This window comes from Rhodococcus sp. WB1 (genome assembly GCF_001700945.1).
In the GTDB taxonomy this organism is placed as follows: Bacteria; Actinomycetota; Actinomycetes; order Mycobacteriales; family Mycobacteriaceae; genus Rhodococcus; species Rhodococcus aetherivorans.
In genome coordinates, this window is record NZ_CP015529.1 from 291,682 (window position 1) to 307,309 (window position 15,628).

Sequence of the window (15,628 nt, forward strand, 5' to 3'; positions counted from 1 at the left end):
CACCGGGATCACCCGTCGCCGGTCGGGCCTCGCAGGCTCGCGGGGGCCCAGCACGGCCCGTCCGGTGGCGGGGTGTGCTCGTAGCCGGGGTAGCAGGGCAGTATCTCCGGCGCGGGCGCGGGCGCGGGTGCCGGCGGTGCCGGGGCTGGTGCGGGGGGTGAGCCGGCCGGAAGGCAGGGTCCGTCCGGTGGCGGGGTGTGCTCGTAGCCGGGGTAGCAGGGCAGTACCTGCGGCGCGGGCGCCGGCGGTGCCGGGGCTGGTGCGGGGGGTGAGCCGGCCGGAAGGCAGGGTCCGTCCGGTGGCGGGGTGTGCTCGTAGCCGGGGTAGCAGGGCAGTACCTGCGGCGCGGGCGCCGGCGGTGCCGGTGCAGGTGGCGGTGCCGGTGCCGGTGCCGGTGCAGGTGGCGATTGCGGTGCGGATCGGGGTGTGGGTGCCGGTGGGGCCGCCTCCCGAAGCGGAGGAGCCTCGGCGGCCGGAGCTTCCGTCCGAGGTGTCGCTGGTTCCGGCGGCACCTCGTCCGCACCTGTCGGGGTGGTCGGTGGCGACGGTGTCGGCGCGGCCGGCCGCGCCGCGATCGGGAGCGGAGCGGGGTCGGCGCCCTCGGACGAGGGCGATATCGCGCCGAGTGCCATGCTGCCGACGACGAAAACGGCGATGATCGCCGCCAGCGCGAGGCCTGCGACCAGGATGCGCCGGCTCCAGTCGACCGGAACGATCGCGGTCGAGGCCCTGTGGGCGGGTCGCTGCGATGTTGCCGCGGTGCGCGCGGCAGCGGCCAGCTCGCCCACCGATCCGTAACGCCGCGCGGGTTCGGCTGCCGTTCCGCGGGCGATCACGTCGACCATACCGGCGGGCAGGGTCGAGAGCACCGACGACGATTGCGGTGGCAACGTCGGTCCGCTCGACGACTGGAAGAGTCGGCCGGTGAGGCATTCGTACAGCACGGTGGTCAGGCCGTAGACGCCCGACGCCGCGCCGGGATGTGGGGGGAACCCCACATCGGTGAGGCAGATCAGCCCGTCGTCCTGCACGAGGACGTTCGCCGACGTCACCTCCTGCTCGACCAGTCCGGCCGCGTGCACGGCCTCGAGGGCCGACGCCAGCTGCTCGACGACGTCGACCGCGCGCGGCACCTCCATTGCGCCGGTGGCCCGGAGCATCGCCTGCAGGCTCGTGCCCTGGACGATCGTCGTTGCGAGGAAGAGCCGGCTGCCGATCTGCCCGAAGTCGTGGATCGGGACCACATGCGGGTTCCGGATGCGCGCTGCGATCTCGGCTTCCCGTTCGAAACGAGCGCGGTAGTCGTCGTCCTCGGTCGCCTCCGGCGGCAGCGCCCGCACGGCGACGTGCCGATGCGTGATCGTGTCGAACGCGGCCCACACCTCGCCGGTCGCATCCACCGACAGTGGACGGTCCAGGCGATACCTGCCGAACAGGGCACCAACTTGCATATGTCACTCTCCGCCCCTGGAAATTGCCGCGGTTGCGGAACTGTGCGCCGGGGAGGGGAGGGTCGACCGCCTCCTCCACCGGCAGTCTATGCGGCGGATCCGGATGGTGTCGCGCTCGGCTGGGAACCGCCCACCTACGCTGCTACTTTCGATCGGGCGGGCAGCGAGATTCCTCGCGGATACGCGGACATACGCATCCGCGGAAGCGGGCCCCGGGATGCTCGGAGATTCCGTACGGGGACCTCAGGCGGCCGGCTGCTTCGCTGTCGGGACCGCTGCCCGCGAGAAGCGCATGGCGCCGTCCTCGAGCCCGCCGCGGCGCATCATCACCAGGTCACGGACGTAGTTCTGGAACAGTCGCCACGGAGCCGCGGGGCCCTGCTTGGGGAGCGAATCGATGCTGCGCAGTACGTACCCGGACGCCAGATCGACCAGCGGTGACGCGGCCGTCGTGGAGGCGGGAGCGGTCGGGGTGCAGTAGGCGTACCCGCGCGCGTCCATATGCCGCAGCAGGCGGCACACGTATCCGGCGACGAGGTCGGCCTTCAATGTCCAGGACGCGTTGGTGTATCCCACGGTGAACGCCAGGTTGGGGACACCGGAGAGCATCATCCCCTTGTACGCCAGCGTCTTTCCCATCTCCACGTCGCGACCGTCGACGCGTACGGCCATCCCGCCGAGCAGGAGCAGGTTCAGCCCCGTCGCGGTGACGACCACGTCGGCCTCGAGTTCCTGCCCGGAGGCGAGCCGGATTCCGTTCTCCGTGAACGTGCCGATCGTGTCGGTCACGACCGTCGCCCGGCCCTCGCGCAGGGCCTTGAACAGGTCGCCGTCGGGAACGAAACACACCCGCTGGTCCCACGGGTCGTACCGCGGCCGGAAATGGACATCCACCTCGTAGTCCGCGGGCAGGTGGCTCAGCACGCCCTTGCGCAGCAGCCTCTTGACCAGAGCCGGCCGGCGCCGGCTCAACTGGAAGAAGGCCATGCTGCCCAGCACGTTGGCCCAGCGGACGATCGGATAGGCGATCTTCGACGGCACCCGGCCGAGCAGCGCACCGGCGACGGGGTCGATCGAAGGCCGTGACATGACGTAGCTCGGGGAGCGCTGCAGCATCGTCACGTGTGCGGCCGACTCCGCGAGCGCCGGGACGAGGGTCACCGCGGTGGCGCCGCTGCCGATGACGACAACGCGCTTGCCGGTGCAGTCCAGGTCCTCGGGCCAGTGCTGCGGATGCACGAGCGTGCCGGTGAACCGTTCGACGCCGGGCAGTTCGGGGGTGAATCCCTCGTCGTAGCGGTAGTAGCCCGAGTTGACGAACAGGAAGCCGCACGTGAGACGAATGCGCTCGCCGGTGTCGGTGCGCTCGGCCGTCACGGTCCAGCGGGCCTCGGGCGTGGACCACTCGGCGCGGACCACACGATGGTGGAACCGGACCTTCTCGTCGATGCCGCGGGTCCGCGCGGTGCGACGGACGTAGTCGCGGATGGACGGGCCGTCGGCGAAGGTTTCTGGTTCGGTCCAGGGCTGGAACGAGTACCCCAGGGTGAACATGTCGGAGTCGGAGCGGATGCCCGGGTAGCGGAACAGGTCCCAGGTGCCTCCGATGGCGTCGCGCGCCTCGAGGACGGTGTAGCTCTTGTCCGGGCATTCGTCCTGCAGATGGCAGGCCGCGCCGATCCCGGAGAGTCCGGCGCCGACGATCAGGACGTCGACGTGCTCGTCGTGCATCGCGCTTCTCCGTTCCCCGAGGTCTCGGCGACCGAGGTAGGTGACGCAGAACACTATCAACGGGCGGGCGATCGGCCAACGGCCTCGGCGCGGACAGCACACGCCCGCGCACGACGCACCGCACACGGCCGTCCGGAAGGTGTGAAGTCAGCGGCGGCGCCGCAGCGCCCCCTGCAACGCTGCGGTGCCACCGATGCCTGCTGCCAGCACGAACAGCAGCAGGACGACATTGGCGGTCACGGCTGCACCCGCCGTGCCGCGGTCCGGAGGTCGCACCCGCGGTGTGCCGCCTCGAATGCCGGACCGAAGGTGTCGAAGCACGCGATCCGGTCCTCGAATCCCGCGTCCCGTACCGCGCGCCGCACCGCCGCACCGCCGGCGACGGTGATGTTCGCGCCCCGCTCGCGGAGCAGCGACTCGGCCCGCTCGAGTAGTGCCGCGGTGTCGCACTCGACGGCGGTGACCTGCAACAGGTCCAGAACCACGCCTCGACCCCGCACGACGGCCTCGCGCAGGAATGAGTGCAGCACCGGCGCGGCGGCCTCGTCGACGCTCCCTGACACCTGCACCACGACGGGACCGCCCGGCGGTTCGTCGACGTCGATGCAGACCCGGGTCCCGTCGCCGGAGAAATCGTCGAACAGCGCGGTGTCGAGCAGCGACGACGAATACCGGTGCGGTGAGTCCAGGATGGAGCGCAGATAGACCATGGCTGTTCCTCCGATGATTCCGACTGCTGGAGCAGCGCCCGGTCGGGGGACAGGGGAGCGCAGCAATCGCCTCCACGAGACGAGAACCGGCTGCTTCTCAACCTTGTTCGCAACAGTAACGTCTCGGCCCTGTGCCCGGCGGCCGAATCTGTGAAATTTCCGTGAAGATCCCGGGAGTCCCTTCAGCGCGCTCCGGAGCGCGTGGACCGCACCGCCTGCCGCGGTTCCGGCACGCACCGCTCATAGGTGCGCACGGCGTCGGCGGCGGACCGGTCCCACGAGTAGCGGGTGCTTGCCCGGTCGTGGCCGGCGAGACCGAAGGCTGTGCGCTGGACGTCGTCGGTGAGCAGGCCGTGCACGGCCGCAGCGACGGCCTCGGATGCGTGCGGGGGCACCAGCGTGCCCGTCACCCCGTCGACGACCGTGTCGAGCAGGCCGCCGACGGCGGTCGCGACGACGGGCCGCCCGCAGGCCATCGCCTCCAGCGGCACGATGCCGAGCGGTTCGTACCAGGGAGTGCACACCACCACGTCCGCCGACCGCAGCAGCGCGGGCATGTCCTTCCGGGGCACGGGCCCGGTCATCCGCACCCGGTCCCGCACACCGTGCTGTTCGGCGACGGCGCGCAGGCGGGCGGCCTCGGCATCGTCGGCGAGGTCGCCGTCCACCGGTCCGCCGGCGATCACCAGTTCCGTGTCGGGGAGCAGGGCCAGGGCCCGGATCGCGACGTCGAAGCCCATGCGCGGCACGAGCGGGCCCACGGTGACGATGCGGTGCCCGGCCCCGCGCGCCCGATCCCCGGGGCCGGTGGGCGTGAAGAGCTCGAGGTTCACGCCGCAGGGCACGACGGACGTGCGGGTGCGGGGCAGACCCAGCGTGGCGAGCTCGAACACCTCTTCCGAGCAGGTGGCGGCCACCCGGCTCGCGCCCAGGGCCAGGAGCCGCTCGACGCGGATCCGGCTCGACGAGCCGGCGTCCGCGCTGCCCTGGTGCCGGCGCTCGACCACGCCCAGGGTGTGGAAGGTCTGCACCGTGGGCACCCGGGCGTTGCGGGCGGCGAGCTGGGTCGCGATGCCCGACATCCAGAAGTGGGCGTGGGCGACGTCGGGCCGGTCCTTCGTCCATGCGCGTTCGAGGAAGGTGCCGAACTCGCCCATCCGCGGGAGGAGCTCGTCCGCCGGCAGGCGGGTGGGTGGCCCGGCGGGGACGTGGACCACCTCGTACCCCTCCTCGGTCCGGGCTCGTTCGGGAAGATCGGGGTCGTCGCGACGGGTGTAGACGGTGACGTCGTGTCCCGCCCGTACCAGCGCCGCCGACAGTTCGGCGACGTGCACGTCCCGGCCGCCGGAGTCTGCGTCGCTCGGGGCCGCGAGGAGGCGTGCGTGCTCGGACACCATCGCAATCTTCATGGCCCTTCCCTCCTGCGGGTTGCCGCGCTCGTCACCTCGTCGATCAGCGCGTACCGCCCGCAGCAGCCCCGCGCCCACGGCCCGCCGTCGAGGAGGGACGGCAACGGGTCCTGGGACCCCTGAACGTGTGAGGGCGTCCACGAGCCGTGGATCTGCCGCGGAAGCACGTTCGGTGGGTGCGCCATGGGCACAGGGTTACCGATTCTGCGGCGGGTAAAACCGAGGAGGCGGAATCGTCTCGGACGCACGCGTGCCTCGATCCGGCGGACGGGATCGTCGCACTGCCGGGGGAGCGTCTCGAGTTTGATCGGCGGCTGTGCGGGTAGCGCCCTCGGCCTGACGCGCACAGCCAGGATCCGGGAGCCGTGGAACACACGCACGGGGCAGGCGCACGTCCCACGGCCCGGCGAGCCGTGACCGACCCGGTCGACATGCAAGCTGGCGAAGACCGACCGGTACCCCTCATGGCACCGGATGTCGCGGTGTACCGCGTTCCGCGGGAACGGGTTACCGGTCGAAGTCGGTACCGCTCTCGAGGACGCCGACGACCGCCTTGGCCCGAGCGATCCACTCTCGTACCCGCGTCCCGGACACCCGGCGAGGAAGTTGCGCCAATCGCAGCGTGAGCGTGTAGTCACCTTTTCGGTCGCGAACCGGTAGTACGACCGAACCGAGGTCGTACGTTTCCGCACCGTCGAGGTCGTGCAACCGGTAGTCGACCGTCGACCTTACGACGCATTCCCGGATGCTCCGTTCCTGTGCCGGTGTCAGCCTTCCGCTCTCGTACCGGCGGGTGGCGGCGCGCATCTCCTCGTATGCGGCACCGCCCTCCCGGGGCAGGAACGACAGCAGGAACCCGTGTTCGCGGACGAAGTCGAGACGGTCCCGGTAGAGCTGTCTGCCGGACTCCTCGACGCCGCGAGCCTTGGCGATCCACCGCTCCTGATCCTCGGGAGACAGATCGAAGACGAGTGAATCGCCGATGGGTGGCACGATCGGAACTCGCTGCGCCAGTCCGTTCTCCGGGTCGATTCCGGGAGCCGACGCGGAGAGAACGGTCGCCATCTCGTCATGGCCGACGGCCGTGTAGAGCGTGACTTCGCAACCTATTTCGTTCGCGAGGTCCCTCACGGCCGGCCGCGCGCAGTCCGCATCCTGAATCGCCGACAGAATCCGGTGCTCCATCCGGGCCATCAGCGACGTGCCGACGAAACTTCCGTAACCGCCCTGAAAGAAGATCAGCGGGGCCACCGGGTTGGTGACGGCCATGTCCGCCACAGCGCACAGGACGATCCAATGGTCGCCCGCCTCCACCGTGTCGGTGATGCGGGTGTCGATCCACGCCACCGATTCCGCCAGTACGGGGTCCCCCGACGGGGACGGGAACCAGTCGATCCCGTCGAACTTGTTCTCCCAGCGTCGTGCGACGGTGGCGACCAGTTCCTCCTGCTCGCCGCCGACGATGTTGACGCACAGCGAAGTACACTCCCGCATCTTGGCGAACGTCCTCGACGTCTTCATCGGCATGAAGGAGACGAGGGGCGGATCGAGAGACACCGAACCGAAGGTTCCGACCACCAGGGCGAGCAGTTCCCCGTCGTCCGCGCGGCCGGTCACGACAGCCACACCGGTCGGGTAGTGCCCCATCACTTCCCGGAAGAGCCCCTGGTCGACCGGGGTCGCGAAACCTGTCATGGAGGTCCTCCTGATCTCGGGGACGGTGGGATGGTGCCGGCATGCATCGAGATGCCGGGTTCAGTGCTTGACGTACTTGGACTGCAGTTTCCGGCCGAGGCTCTCGGGCCGCAGGAAGAGGATGCAGAGGAGACCGCCGACGAGAAGGATGATGCCGGTGATGGTGAATGCCTGGTGCACACCGATCGCCATGTTCGTCGCCATTTCGGTGGTCAGTTCGCTTCCTGCAGCGGGAGAGACGTAACCGGCGCGGGCCATCAGCCAGCCCACGAGCGTGGGGGAGACGATGGCACCGATCGACGCCACGCCGCCGAGCGTGGCCATGAGAATCGGTCGCTGCTTGGCGCCGACCGCATAGGCGATCGCAGAGGCGGTCATCGGGTACGCGAGGCTGCAGCCCGCGGCGAGGCACAGGAGGGCGACGGCCAGCACACCGGAGGTCGCCTGGACCAGGATGAAGCAGACTCCGGCCACCAGAGCCGCGATGCCGAACGGGACAGCGATCGCGCGATGCGCGTTGTGGCCGCGCTTCATCAACCGGTGGCCGAGGAAACCGAGCAGCAGCAACACGGCGGCTCCGAGGATCCAGGGAAAGGTGGTGACGGTGCCGACCTGAGGAAGCGACAGGCCGACGACGGTGCCGAGGTACTGGGGCAACCATGTCGTGACGAACCCCTGGACCCAGAAGTTCGAGGCGCCGCCGATCACCGCGGCGAGGAAGGTCATGCTGAGCAGGGCACGCCATACGACGACAGGCTTCTGTTCGTCCACATCGTTCGTGGCCACCTCGTCGGCGGCATCGGCCGGCTTCCGATCGGCGGTGCGGGCGGCGGCGGGGTTCTGCTTGCCGTGCCCGGCAAACGGTCCGTCACCGGCGATCAGGAGCCAGGCGACGACCCACACGAGCCCGACGATGCCGAGGACGCCGAAGGCCCAGCGCCATCCCCAGGCGACGATGACCCAGGCGAGGGCAGGCGCGGCGATGACCGGGCCCAGCGTCGAGCCGGCGGCCACCAGGTTGGACGGCAGGGCGCGACGGCGCGGTTCGAACCACGAATGGGCCGCGGTGAGGGACATCGCCGTGGCGGGACCTTCCGCGCCGCCCAGGACGATGCGGGTCACCAGCAGCACCGCGGCACCGCCACCGAGGAGCATCGGGAACTGCATGACCGCCCAGACGACGCCCATGGTGAGGATGATCCACTTGACCGAGAACCTGGCGGCGAGGAAACCCGTGACCACGGAGACCACCGCGTAGAGGAAGAAGAACGCGCTGCCGATGAAACCGAACTGTACGGCGGAGATTCCGAGATCGGGCATGGCCTTCGAGGCCACCAGGCCGAGTACGGCCTTGTCGGCGAAGGCCACGATCTGGAAGAGGACGAGCAGAGCCGTGATTATCCACGCCTTGCGGTTCATCCTGTGGAAGTCGATCCTCTTCTCCCCGGGTTCCGGGGAGACAGAGACTTCGGGCGCCACGGTCGAAGCCATGAGCAGCCACCTTTCCTAGCGAGCTGCGGATGCGGAATCCGCCAGCGGGTCGACAGTGGTTCAGAAGCTATTTCCATGCGTCCTTACTGCGGTAGGAGGGAAACCTTTACTGTCGGCCCTCGGCTTGTTCGCCCAGAATGGAGGAGTCGAGACCGGAGGAGGAGTATGAGCACGCGCGCGTCGGAGCTGTCTCTGCGGGAGCAGGTCGGGGTGGTCCGGACCGGGTCGGTGCCGGCCGAGGACCTCGCCACGCAGGTCAGACGAGCGATCGAGCTGCGCGAACCGGAACTCGACGCCTGGGTGTGCCTGTCGTCGACGATTGCGGCAGAGGCTCGTGCCGTCGACCGGGACCCTGGCTCTGCGCCTCTGGCCGGTGTGTCCGTCGGAGTCAAGGACCTCATCGACGTAGCCGGGATGCCCACGCGTGCCGGCTCCGCAGTCACCTCCCCGGATGCCGTCGGCACCGATGCTGCCTGCGTGACCCGTCTGCGTTCCCTTGGTGCGATCGTCCAGGGCAAGACCGTGACGACCGAGTTCGGCTACTTCACCCCCGGCCCCACCCGCAATCCCCACGCCCTCGATCACACCCCCGGCGGGTCCTCCAGTGGATCGGCTGCGGCCGTCGCGGCGGGGACCGTGCCCCTCGCGCTCGGCACCCAGACGGCGGGTTCGCTGACCCGGCCGGCCTCGTACTGCGGAGCCGCCGGGATGGTCCTCGCCCACGGCACCACGGACATGTCCGGCATCACCGGTCTGAGCGAGTCACTCGACTCGCTGGGCCTGCTCACCCGGTCCGTGGCCGATCTTCGCTTCGTGCACAACGCATTCACCGGTCGCGAGCGCTCCGATGCCCGAGCTCCGGAGCCGGTTGCCCGGGGCCTGGTCTGGAACGCCGGTGCTCTCCACCCCCTGGAGCCGCCCATGGCGGCGTTGCTGGAACATGTGCCCGCCCTGCTGGAAGAGATCGGAGTGAAGGCCGAACCGCTCGACTGGGACGATCATGTTCAGACCTTGGCCGAGGACCACATCACCGTCATGTCGTACGAAGCCACCCGGGCACGGGCACACGAGTTCGACGAACACGCGCAGGCACTGAGCGCGCCGATCCGAGACCTCCTGGAGAACGGTCGCAGAACCCCCGGGGCCGAGTATTCCGCGGCCCTGACCCGTCGGGACCGCTCTCGTGAACTGCTGGACGAGATTCTGGACTCCGCTCCGATCATCGTCGGCCCTGCAGCGCTGGGTCCGGCCCCGCTCGGCCTGTCCGCGACCGGATCGCCGATCCTCAGCCGGCCGTGGCAGCTGCTCGGTCTACCGGTCGTGGTCGTGCCGGGTGCCCATACCCCCGCGGGACTGCCGCTGGGCCTGCAGATCGTCGGGCTGCCGGGGCACGAGGACCGGCTGCTCGACGTGGGCGAGAAGCTCGAGGCCCTCCTACGTGAACTGCCCGTGATTGCCGTCTGAGCCGCCCGCTCGCTCGGCTCGGTGACATTACTCGCTCGGCTCGGTGACATTACTCGCTCGGCTCGGTGACATTACTCGCTCGGCTCGGTGAAAGGATCAGCCATGCTCGAACCCCGCCCCACCAACCATCACAGGATGTTCCTCACCTGCTACGAGGACACGTTCGACCGTGGCTGGCACCACGTCGATCTGTTCGTCCACGACGAGTACGGTCGTGAGGTCAACTGGGTCCACTGGACGGTGGAGGCCGACGGCCCCGAGGCGGCCGACGAGTCGGTCCGCAGGGAAGAACCACTCCTGCGACGGACCACCGCCTGGCGGCACCAGGTGAGCGCGGCGGGAATGAACTACTGGACCGCCGATGCCGGCTGGGACGACGCCGCGGCGGACGTCGCCTGAGCAGGTGGTTCCCACCGCGGGGCGGACGGGGACAATGTCGGGAGCCAGGGATACGCCCTGGCCCCCGAATCCGGAGGTGAAGAGCCATGGCGGAGAGTGCGGACGACCTCCGAGCCGAGACGACGGTGTACGTGGTCGACGACGATCTGGAACTGTGCGAATCCGTCGACTGGTTGCTGGAGAGCATCGGGATCAGACCGGTGATCTGCCACAGCGGTGAGCAGTTCCTGAACGCCTACGACGGGAGCCGGCCGGCCTGCATCGTCCTCGACGTGCGCATGCCCCACATGAGTGGGACACGGTTGCAGGAGAAGCTCAACGAGTTCGCGCCGCACGTGGCGATCATCTTCGTCTCCGCCCACGGCGACATCCGGATGTCCGTCTCCACCCTGAAGGCGGGGGCGCTGGACTTCCTCGAGAAGCCCTACGATCCGCAACGGCTGCTGGACGCCGTGCAGGCCGGGGTGGAGAAGGCCCGGCTCCGCTTCACCGACCATGTCGTGCGGGAATCCGTCCGGAACAAGGTCTCGTCCCTCACGCCGCGCGAGCGTCAGATCCTGGCCCTGGTGGTCGAAGGCCTACCCAGCCAGAACATCGCCCGGAAACTCGGCATGAGCGTGAAGACCGTCGACGTCCATCGTGCTCGTATCAAGAGCAAGACGGACGCCGACAGCATCAGCACCCTCGTGCGGGACGTCCTTCGGTACGGGGTGGACGTGCCGGTCGAGGATCAGTAGTCGAGGATCAGTAGTAGTCCAGCACCAGGCGCTCGCCCGCTGCCCGGGACACGCAGACTGCCATGATCTCGCCGGATTCCTTCTCGGACTGCGTGAGAACGTTGTCCCGGTGGATCGGAGTCCCTGCCAGCACCTGCATGATGCAGGTACCGCAGATGCCCTCCTGGCAGGACGTGTCCACGTCGCAGCCGTTCTCCTGAAGCACCTCGACGATGCTCCGGTCGGCCGGGACCTGATAGGTCTCCCCCTCCAGTTCCACCTCGAACGCGGAGTTCTCGGAGGCGTCCGGCTGTTCCGCCGCGTGGAAGTTCTCGAGGTGGATCGACCCGGCCGGGACGTGCCGGCCGGCGAGCGCAACGACCTTGGTCATGAACCCGTCGGGTCCGCACGTGTAGACGTGGGCGCCGGGATCCATTCCCGCAAAGGTGGTTCCGAGGATCTCGTCCTGGTCCTCCCGGGCCACCCCCAGATGGGCACGGAGCTTCTCCGGGCAGCGGTCACGCAGCAGCGGAAGGAAGGCGGCTTCCTTCTCGCTGCGCGCGAAGTAGTGCAGTTCGAAGCTGATGCCGTGGACGTCCATGTAGCGCGCCAGGCTCAGCATCGGGGTGATGCCGATGCCGGCGGCGACCAGGACGTGGTGCGTGGCGTCCGTCGCGATGCTCAGCAGGTTCCGCGGGGAGCTGATCCGGAGAACGTCGCCCACCCCCACTTCGTGGAGGGCGGCCGAGCCGCCGCGGGAGTTCTCCTCGCGCTTCACCGCGAAGGCGAACGAATCCTGCGCATCGGGCGTGCTGAACAGCGAGTACTGGCGGGTGATCGACGTGGGTCCGACGACATCGATGTGCGCGCCCGGCAGATACGTACCCAGTGGCGACCCGTCGGTCTTCGCCAGCCTGAACGATCTGACGGTGGGTGATTCCTGAATGATCTCGGCGACGGTGACGTCGATGAGTGCCATGTCCGTTCTCCTCGTGAATTTCTCCGGACGGAAAACGCCGACCGGGGCCCTCCCGGACGGGAGGACTCCGCTCAGCGGAGGTACAGCCCGCCGTTGACGTCCCAGCAGGCACCTGTGACGAAGTAGGCGTCGTCCGAGGTGAGCAGCCCGACCATGTCCGCCACGAACGACGGACTTCCCAAGCGGCCCACCGGAATCCCGGCGACGATGCCCGCGAGCCTGTCCGGGGGCACCGTGGCCCGCACGACCGGGAGGTCGTGCGGCCCGGGAGAGATCGCGTTCACGGTCACTCCCCGGCCGGCCAGCTCGCGCGCGAAGACCTTGGTGGTGGTCAGGATCGCTCCCTTGGAGGCCGCGTAGTGGCCACCGGTTGCCGTCCCTCCGTTCTGGCCGGCAAGTGAGGCCATGTTGACGATCCGTCCGAAGCCCTGGTCGGCCATGGCCGCGCCGAACACCTGGCAACCGAAGAAGATGCTGTTCACGTTCGTCGTGAGCACACTCGTGAAGTCCGCCTCCGCCAGGTTCATCAGATCCGCTGCCTGCGTGACGGCAGCATTGTTGACGACGATCGTGGGGATGCCCCAGATCTGCCGGCATGTCGCCAGGGCCTCCTCGAATCCGACCTTGCGACTGACGTCGAGCTCGAGACCGCGTGCGGTCGATCCGTCGGGGGACAACTCCGCCGCGAGGGCTTCGACACCGGCCGTGTCGATGTCGGCGAGCAGAACCCTTCTACCGTCGGCGTGGAGTTTCCGGGCAATGGCGGCACCCATACCTCCGGCCGCGCCGGTGACAACGGCGATACCCGGCCCGGTGCCGGTGGACTGAGAGATCACATCGGCCCCCTACAGCAGGTAACCCGAGGCGCTGACCGCGTCCTCGCTGTCGATGAGCCGCACGACCTTGAGCGAGATTCTGTCCCCGTCCGCTCCGAGAACGATCCGGTGGGTCAGCTCGGCGCCGAGCGTCGTGAATTCGTTGCGCTTGAACGCATTGAGGATCTGGGCCGATCGGAGAGTGACCGAGGTGTCGGTGATTTCCTCCACGGTGAACCGCGAGACGATCCGCACGGTCCGGGCCGCGGCCACCGCGGAGGGCGAGTAGCCCTGCATCATCCGCTCGACGCGCAGGTGCCGCATGCGCTTGTCGTCGTAGACCATGTTCAGGCCCGCGGCGAAGTCGTCGGTGTCCGGATCGATGGGAATCACGTAATGTGCGTCGTCCGTGTACATCTGCTCCCAGGCTCGATAGTCCTTGGCGTCGAGGACCTGAGCTTCCTTCCAGACGAGCTCGATGGCCCGGAGGGTACGGGAGTCCGTCAGGGTCGGCATCGGTACGACCTCAGTCATTGCTCATCATCTTCTTCCACATCGCGTAGGCTTCCCGCATCCCCGTCTCGTCGGTGACATGAGAGGTGGGCCAGCCTTCTTCGGTCGTGTACTCGCGTCCCTCGCCGCGGTTGACGAGGATCGGCATGTTCGGATTGCCGCCGGCCCCGATCTGCACCCGGATCCAACCCTCGGCGTCGTCGGGGCTACCGAAACCGAACGGCCCCTGGAAGTGCTCGTGGATCCTCAGTCGCTCGCGGTTGACGCTCTCGGGCCCGCCGTCCATGCCGAGGGCCATGTGCCAGATCTCGGTCTCGTCGACGGAGAGAGGGATCAGGACCCGGAAGAACGACGACGACATCGCGACGTTCGGGAAGGTGTTGAGGTTGAACCCGCAACCGTGCATGGAACGCATATAGCGACGGATCCGTTCGGGGCTTTCTCCCGCGGCGGCGAGTTCGTCGACCAGATGCTGGAAGCGGGGCTGGATCTCCTCCGTTCCGTCGTCCACATCGAGATCCGCGTGGGCCGCGGCCATGATCGCGACGCTGTGCCCGTTGCCGAGGGCGTGGGTCTCGGCCGCGGGGTCGTCCATGAACGACATCATGTCCGCCGTCTCGGCGTCGACCGAGGCCATCCACGACTTGTGCACCATCGGGAAGTGGTACCCGTCCGTGGTGTTCTCGAGCTGGATCTTCCAGTTCCCCTTGAACCGGAACTTGTGAACGCCGAGCACCTTGGTCGGAAATCCGTTGCTCTGCTTGAAGAAGCGTTCCATCCAGATCTTGGCGTCGCCGAGGAAGTCCTCGAGCGGCTCGGCGTCCTGGTCGAAGGTTGCCCAGATCATCCCCAGGTAGCTCTCGGTGCGCAGCGTCTGGAGCGGGAAGTCCTTCTTGTCCACGACGCCCTCGTAACCGTCCGGGTAGGGGATGCCGCGCAGACGTCCGTCGAGTGCGTAGGACCAGTTGTGGTACGGGCACGTGAAGCCGTTGGCCTTGCCGCTGCGCTGGTCGCACACCGTCGCCCCCCGATGCCGGCACCGGTTCAGCAGGGTGTTGAAGTTGCCCTTGCGATCCCGGGTCACGATGACCGGCTGGTCTCCGACCTGGGTGGTCTTGAACGAGCCCGCCTCCGGGATCTCGCTCTCGTGTGCCACCCACACCCAGGTCTTGTAGAAGATCTTCTTCATCTCCTCCTGGAAGATGTCCGGATCGGTGTACAGCCGGCCCGCGACCCGGTCGTTCGCGACGAGGTCCGCGTAGGTGCGTGCGGTGGGTTCTTCTGTCGTCGTCATGTGATTCCTTCGTTCGTGAAGTGCAAGGGCGGGCATCACCGGGATGCATCAGATCCGTTGGAACATCGCCTCGGCGGGCAGCGGCGCGGCGAACATCCGGCGGGTGCAGAACCGGCTCATGTGAGCCGCCGTACGTCCCCCGGTCCGGCCCAGGTCGAAGTCGATCGTGAGCCGGGCGCAGAGAATCTCGGCCGTTCCCGTCGAATAGAGCGACAGTTGCTGCATGATCCACTGCCCGCTCGCACGGTTGCCGTCGAGACGGATCTGCTCGCTCCCGAGGAGATGCACGTTGCGGAGGAAGTGGTCGGCCGGCGGCAGGTACCGGGACACGAGGGCCACGATTTCGTCTCGGCCCCGGGCGATTCCGAATTTGCCGGCGTACTCCGGACCCAGTCCTTCCCAGGTCGCGTCGTCGGTGAACAGGACGCCGAGCTGATCCGGGCTCTGCAGCGGGCCGGGCACGTCACACAGGTCCAGATATCGGGCGAGACAGTCGCGGACGGCCTCCTTCGCCTCGACCACCTCGAGGCGGTGCTCCGTGTCGGTCACGGATCAGACCCCGACGTCGGCGCGGATCGTCAGCTCTCGGCCCATGCGGGCCTCGATCTTGAAGTACTTCCAGAGGGCGTACTCGCCGATCATCGTCGTCCGCAACAGGTTGCACGCGGCCCGCACGGTTTCCTGGTCCTTCACGTCGGCCAGGACGTAGCAGGTCCAGGGCCAGCCGTCGGACGGGCCCACCATGTGGGCGTCGTCGTCGAACGTGCCGATGACATGGATGCCGTCCATGTTCGCGAGATTCGAGAGCATGGTGGAGATGCCGACCCACACCGGGCCGATCTCCGCCTTCGGCAGGTCGAAGAAGTTCTGGTTGTTGCCGATGCAGAACAGGGTGCGCAACGGTTCGGCGGTCATGGGGCGTCCTTTCGCTGGGAAGGCAGGCGCTGGTCTCGAAGATCCC

Annotated in this window: 15 protein-coding genes; 3 read left to right on the top strand and 12 right to left on the bottom strand. The window is 68.3% G+C overall.

Annotated features, from left to right (window positions below; genetic code table 11):
- Positions 1–8: 8 nt before the first annotated feature.
- From A4U64_RS01405 to A4U64_RS01430, 6 genes are all read right to left on the bottom strand, one after another.
- On the bottom strand, positions 9–1,451 hold the full coding sequence (locus A4U64_RS01405; protein WP_065922038.1) for a serine/threonine-protein kinase: 1,443 nt from the start codon (positions 1,449–1,451) through the stop codon (positions 9–11).
- A 243-nt stretch (positions 1,452–1,694) separates the two neighbouring features.
- Positions 1,695–3,182 (bottom strand): flavin-containing monooxygenase, encoded by a 1,488-nt coding sequence (locus tag A4U64_RS01410; RefSeq protein WP_029546298.1) that lies wholly within the window; start codon positions 3,180–3,182, stop codon positions 1,695–1,697.
- Between the two features lie 236 nt (positions 3,183–3,418).
- Entirely contained in the window at positions 3,419–3,892 is a 474-nt protein-coding gene (locus tag A4U64_RS01415; protein WP_065922039.1) for an STAS domain-containing protein, read from the bottom strand.
- A gap of 182 nt (positions 3,893–4,074) precedes the next feature.
- Entirely contained in the window at positions 4,075–5,301 is a 1,227-nt protein-coding gene (locus tag A4U64_RS01420) for a glycosyltransferase (RefSeq protein ID WP_065922040.1), read from the bottom strand.
- Positions 5,302–5,808: 507 nt separating this feature from the next.
- The gene (locus A4U64_RS01425) at positions 5,809–6,996 is read right to left on the bottom strand and encodes a flavin reductase family protein (RefSeq protein ID WP_065922041.1); all 1,188 of its coding nucleotides are present in this window, start codon (positions 6,994–6,996) and stop codon (positions 5,809–5,811) included.
- A 60-nt stretch (positions 6,997–7,056) separates the two neighbouring features.
- Positions 7,057–8,487 (bottom strand): MFS transporter, encoded by a 1,431-nt coding sequence (locus A4U64_RS01430; protein WP_044475636.1) that lies wholly within the window; start codon positions 8,485–8,487, stop codon positions 7,057–7,059.
- 165 nt (positions 8,488–8,652) lie between these two features.
- Between A4U64_RS01430 and A4U64_RS01435 the strand changes: the two genes are divergently transcribed.
- From A4U64_RS01435 to A4U64_RS01445, 3 genes are all read left to right on the top strand, one after another.
- Positions 8,653–9,951, top strand: coding sequence for an amidase (locus tag A4U64_RS01435; protein ID WP_065922042.1), 1,299 nt, complete (start codon positions 8,653–8,655; stop codon positions 9,949–9,951).
- A gap of 102 nt (positions 9,952–10,053) precedes the next feature.
- Positions 10,054–10,350 (top strand): hypothetical protein, encoded by a 297-nt coding sequence (locus A4U64_RS01440; RefSeq protein WP_006931784.1) that lies wholly within the window; start codon positions 10,054–10,056, stop codon positions 10,348–10,350.
- A gap of 86 nt (positions 10,351–10,436) precedes the next feature.
- Positions 10,437–11,087, top strand: coding sequence for a response regulator transcription factor (locus A4U64_RS01445; RefSeq protein ID WP_065922043.1), 651 nt, complete (start codon positions 10,437–10,439; stop codon positions 11,085–11,087).
- Between the two features lie 7 nt (positions 11,088–11,094).
- On the opposite strand, the gene A4U64_RS01450 is transcribed toward A4U64_RS01445, so the two are convergent.
- The 6 genes from A4U64_RS01450 to A4U64_RS01475 all read right to left on the bottom strand — a co-directional run bounded on the left by A4U64_RS01450 (position 11,095) and on the right by A4U64_RS01475 (position 15,582).
- Entirely contained in the window at positions 11,095–12,045 is a 951-nt protein-coding gene (locus A4U64_RS01450; RefSeq protein WP_006931788.1) for a PDR/VanB family oxidoreductase, read from the bottom strand.
- 71 nt (positions 12,046–12,116) lie between these two features.
- Positions 12,117–12,881: an SDR family NAD(P)-dependent oxidoreductase gene (locus A4U64_RS01455; RefSeq protein WP_080688648.1), complete on the bottom strand. Its 765-nt coding sequence runs from the start codon at positions 12,879–12,881 to the stop codon at positions 12,117–12,119.
- 9 nt (positions 12,882–12,890) lie between these two features.
- Entirely contained in the window at positions 12,891–13,394 is a 504-nt protein-coding gene (locus A4U64_RS01460; RefSeq protein ID WP_029546282.1) for an aromatic-ring-hydroxylating dioxygenase subunit beta, read from the bottom strand.
- On the bottom strand, positions 13,387–14,667 hold the full coding sequence (locus tag A4U64_RS01465; protein ID WP_006931795.1) for an aromatic ring-hydroxylating oxygenase subunit alpha: 1,281 nt from the start codon (positions 14,665–14,667) through the stop codon (positions 13,387–13,389). Before A4U64_RS01465 ends, A4U64_RS01460 begins: the two co-directional genes overlap by 8 nt.
- 48 nt (positions 14,668–14,715) lie before the next feature.
- A complete protein-coding gene (locus A4U64_RS01470) occupies positions 14,716–15,216 on the bottom strand; it encodes a nuclear transport factor 2 family protein (RefSeq protein WP_065922044.1) in 501 nt (166 codons plus the stop codon).
- 3 nt (positions 15,217–15,219) lie between these two features.
- Entirely contained in the window at positions 15,220–15,582 is a 363-nt protein-coding gene (locus A4U64_RS01475; RefSeq protein ID WP_006931798.1) for a hypothetical protein, read from the bottom strand.
- Positions 15,583–15,628 lie beyond the last annotated feature (46 nt).

Excerpts from the sequence above, each read along its gene's own strand:
- A4U64_RS01405 (WP_065922038.1), bottom strand. The coding sequence starts at position 1,451 with ATGCAAGTTGGTGCCCTGTTCGGCAGGTATCGCCTGGACCGTCCACTG.
- A4U64_RS01410 (WP_029546298.1), bottom strand. The coding sequence starts at position 3,182 with ATGCACGACGAGCACGTCGACGTCCTGATCGTCGGCGCCGGACTCTCC.
- A4U64_RS01415 (WP_065922039.1), bottom strand. The coding sequence starts at position 3,892 with ATGGTCTATCTGCGCTCCATCCTGGACTCACCGCACCGGTATTCGTCG.
- A4U64_RS01420 (WP_065922040.1), bottom strand. The coding sequence starts at position 5,301 with ATGAAGATTGCGATGGTGTCCGAGCACGCACGCCTCCTCGCGGCCCCG.
- A4U64_RS01425 (WP_065922041.1), bottom strand. The coding sequence starts at position 6,996 with ATGACAGGTTTCGCGACCCCGGTCGACCAGGGGCTCTTCCGGGAAGTG.
- A4U64_RS01430 (WP_044475636.1), bottom strand. The coding sequence starts at position 8,487 with ATGGCTTCGACCGTGGCGCCCGAAGTCTCTGTCTCCCCGGAACCCGGG.
- A4U64_RS01435 (WP_065922042.1), top strand. The coding sequence starts at position 8,653 with ATGAGCACGCGCGCGTCGGAGCTGTCTCTGCGGGAGCAGGTCGGGGTG.
- A4U64_RS01440 (WP_006931784.1), top strand. The coding sequence starts at position 10,054 with ATGCTCGAACCCCGCCCCACCAACCATCACAGGATGTTCCTCACCTGC.
- A4U64_RS01445 (WP_065922043.1), top strand. The coding sequence starts at position 10,437 with ATGGCGGAGAGTGCGGACGACCTCCGAGCCGAGACGACGGTGTACGTG.
- A4U64_RS01450 (WP_006931788.1), bottom strand. The coding sequence starts at position 12,045 with ATGGCACTCATCGACGTCACCGTCGCCGAGATCATTCAGGAATCACCC.
- A4U64_RS01460 (WP_029546282.1), bottom strand. The coding sequence starts at position 13,394 with ATGACTGAGGTCGTACCGATGCCGACCCTGACGGACTCCCGTACCCTC.
- A4U64_RS01465 (WP_006931795.1), bottom strand. The coding sequence starts at position 14,667 with ATGACGACGACAGAAGAACCCACCGCACGCACCTACGCGGACCTCGTC.
- A4U64_RS01475 (WP_006931798.1), bottom strand. The coding sequence starts at position 15,582 with ATGACCGCCGAACCGTTGCGCACCCTGTTCTGCATCGGCAACAACCAG.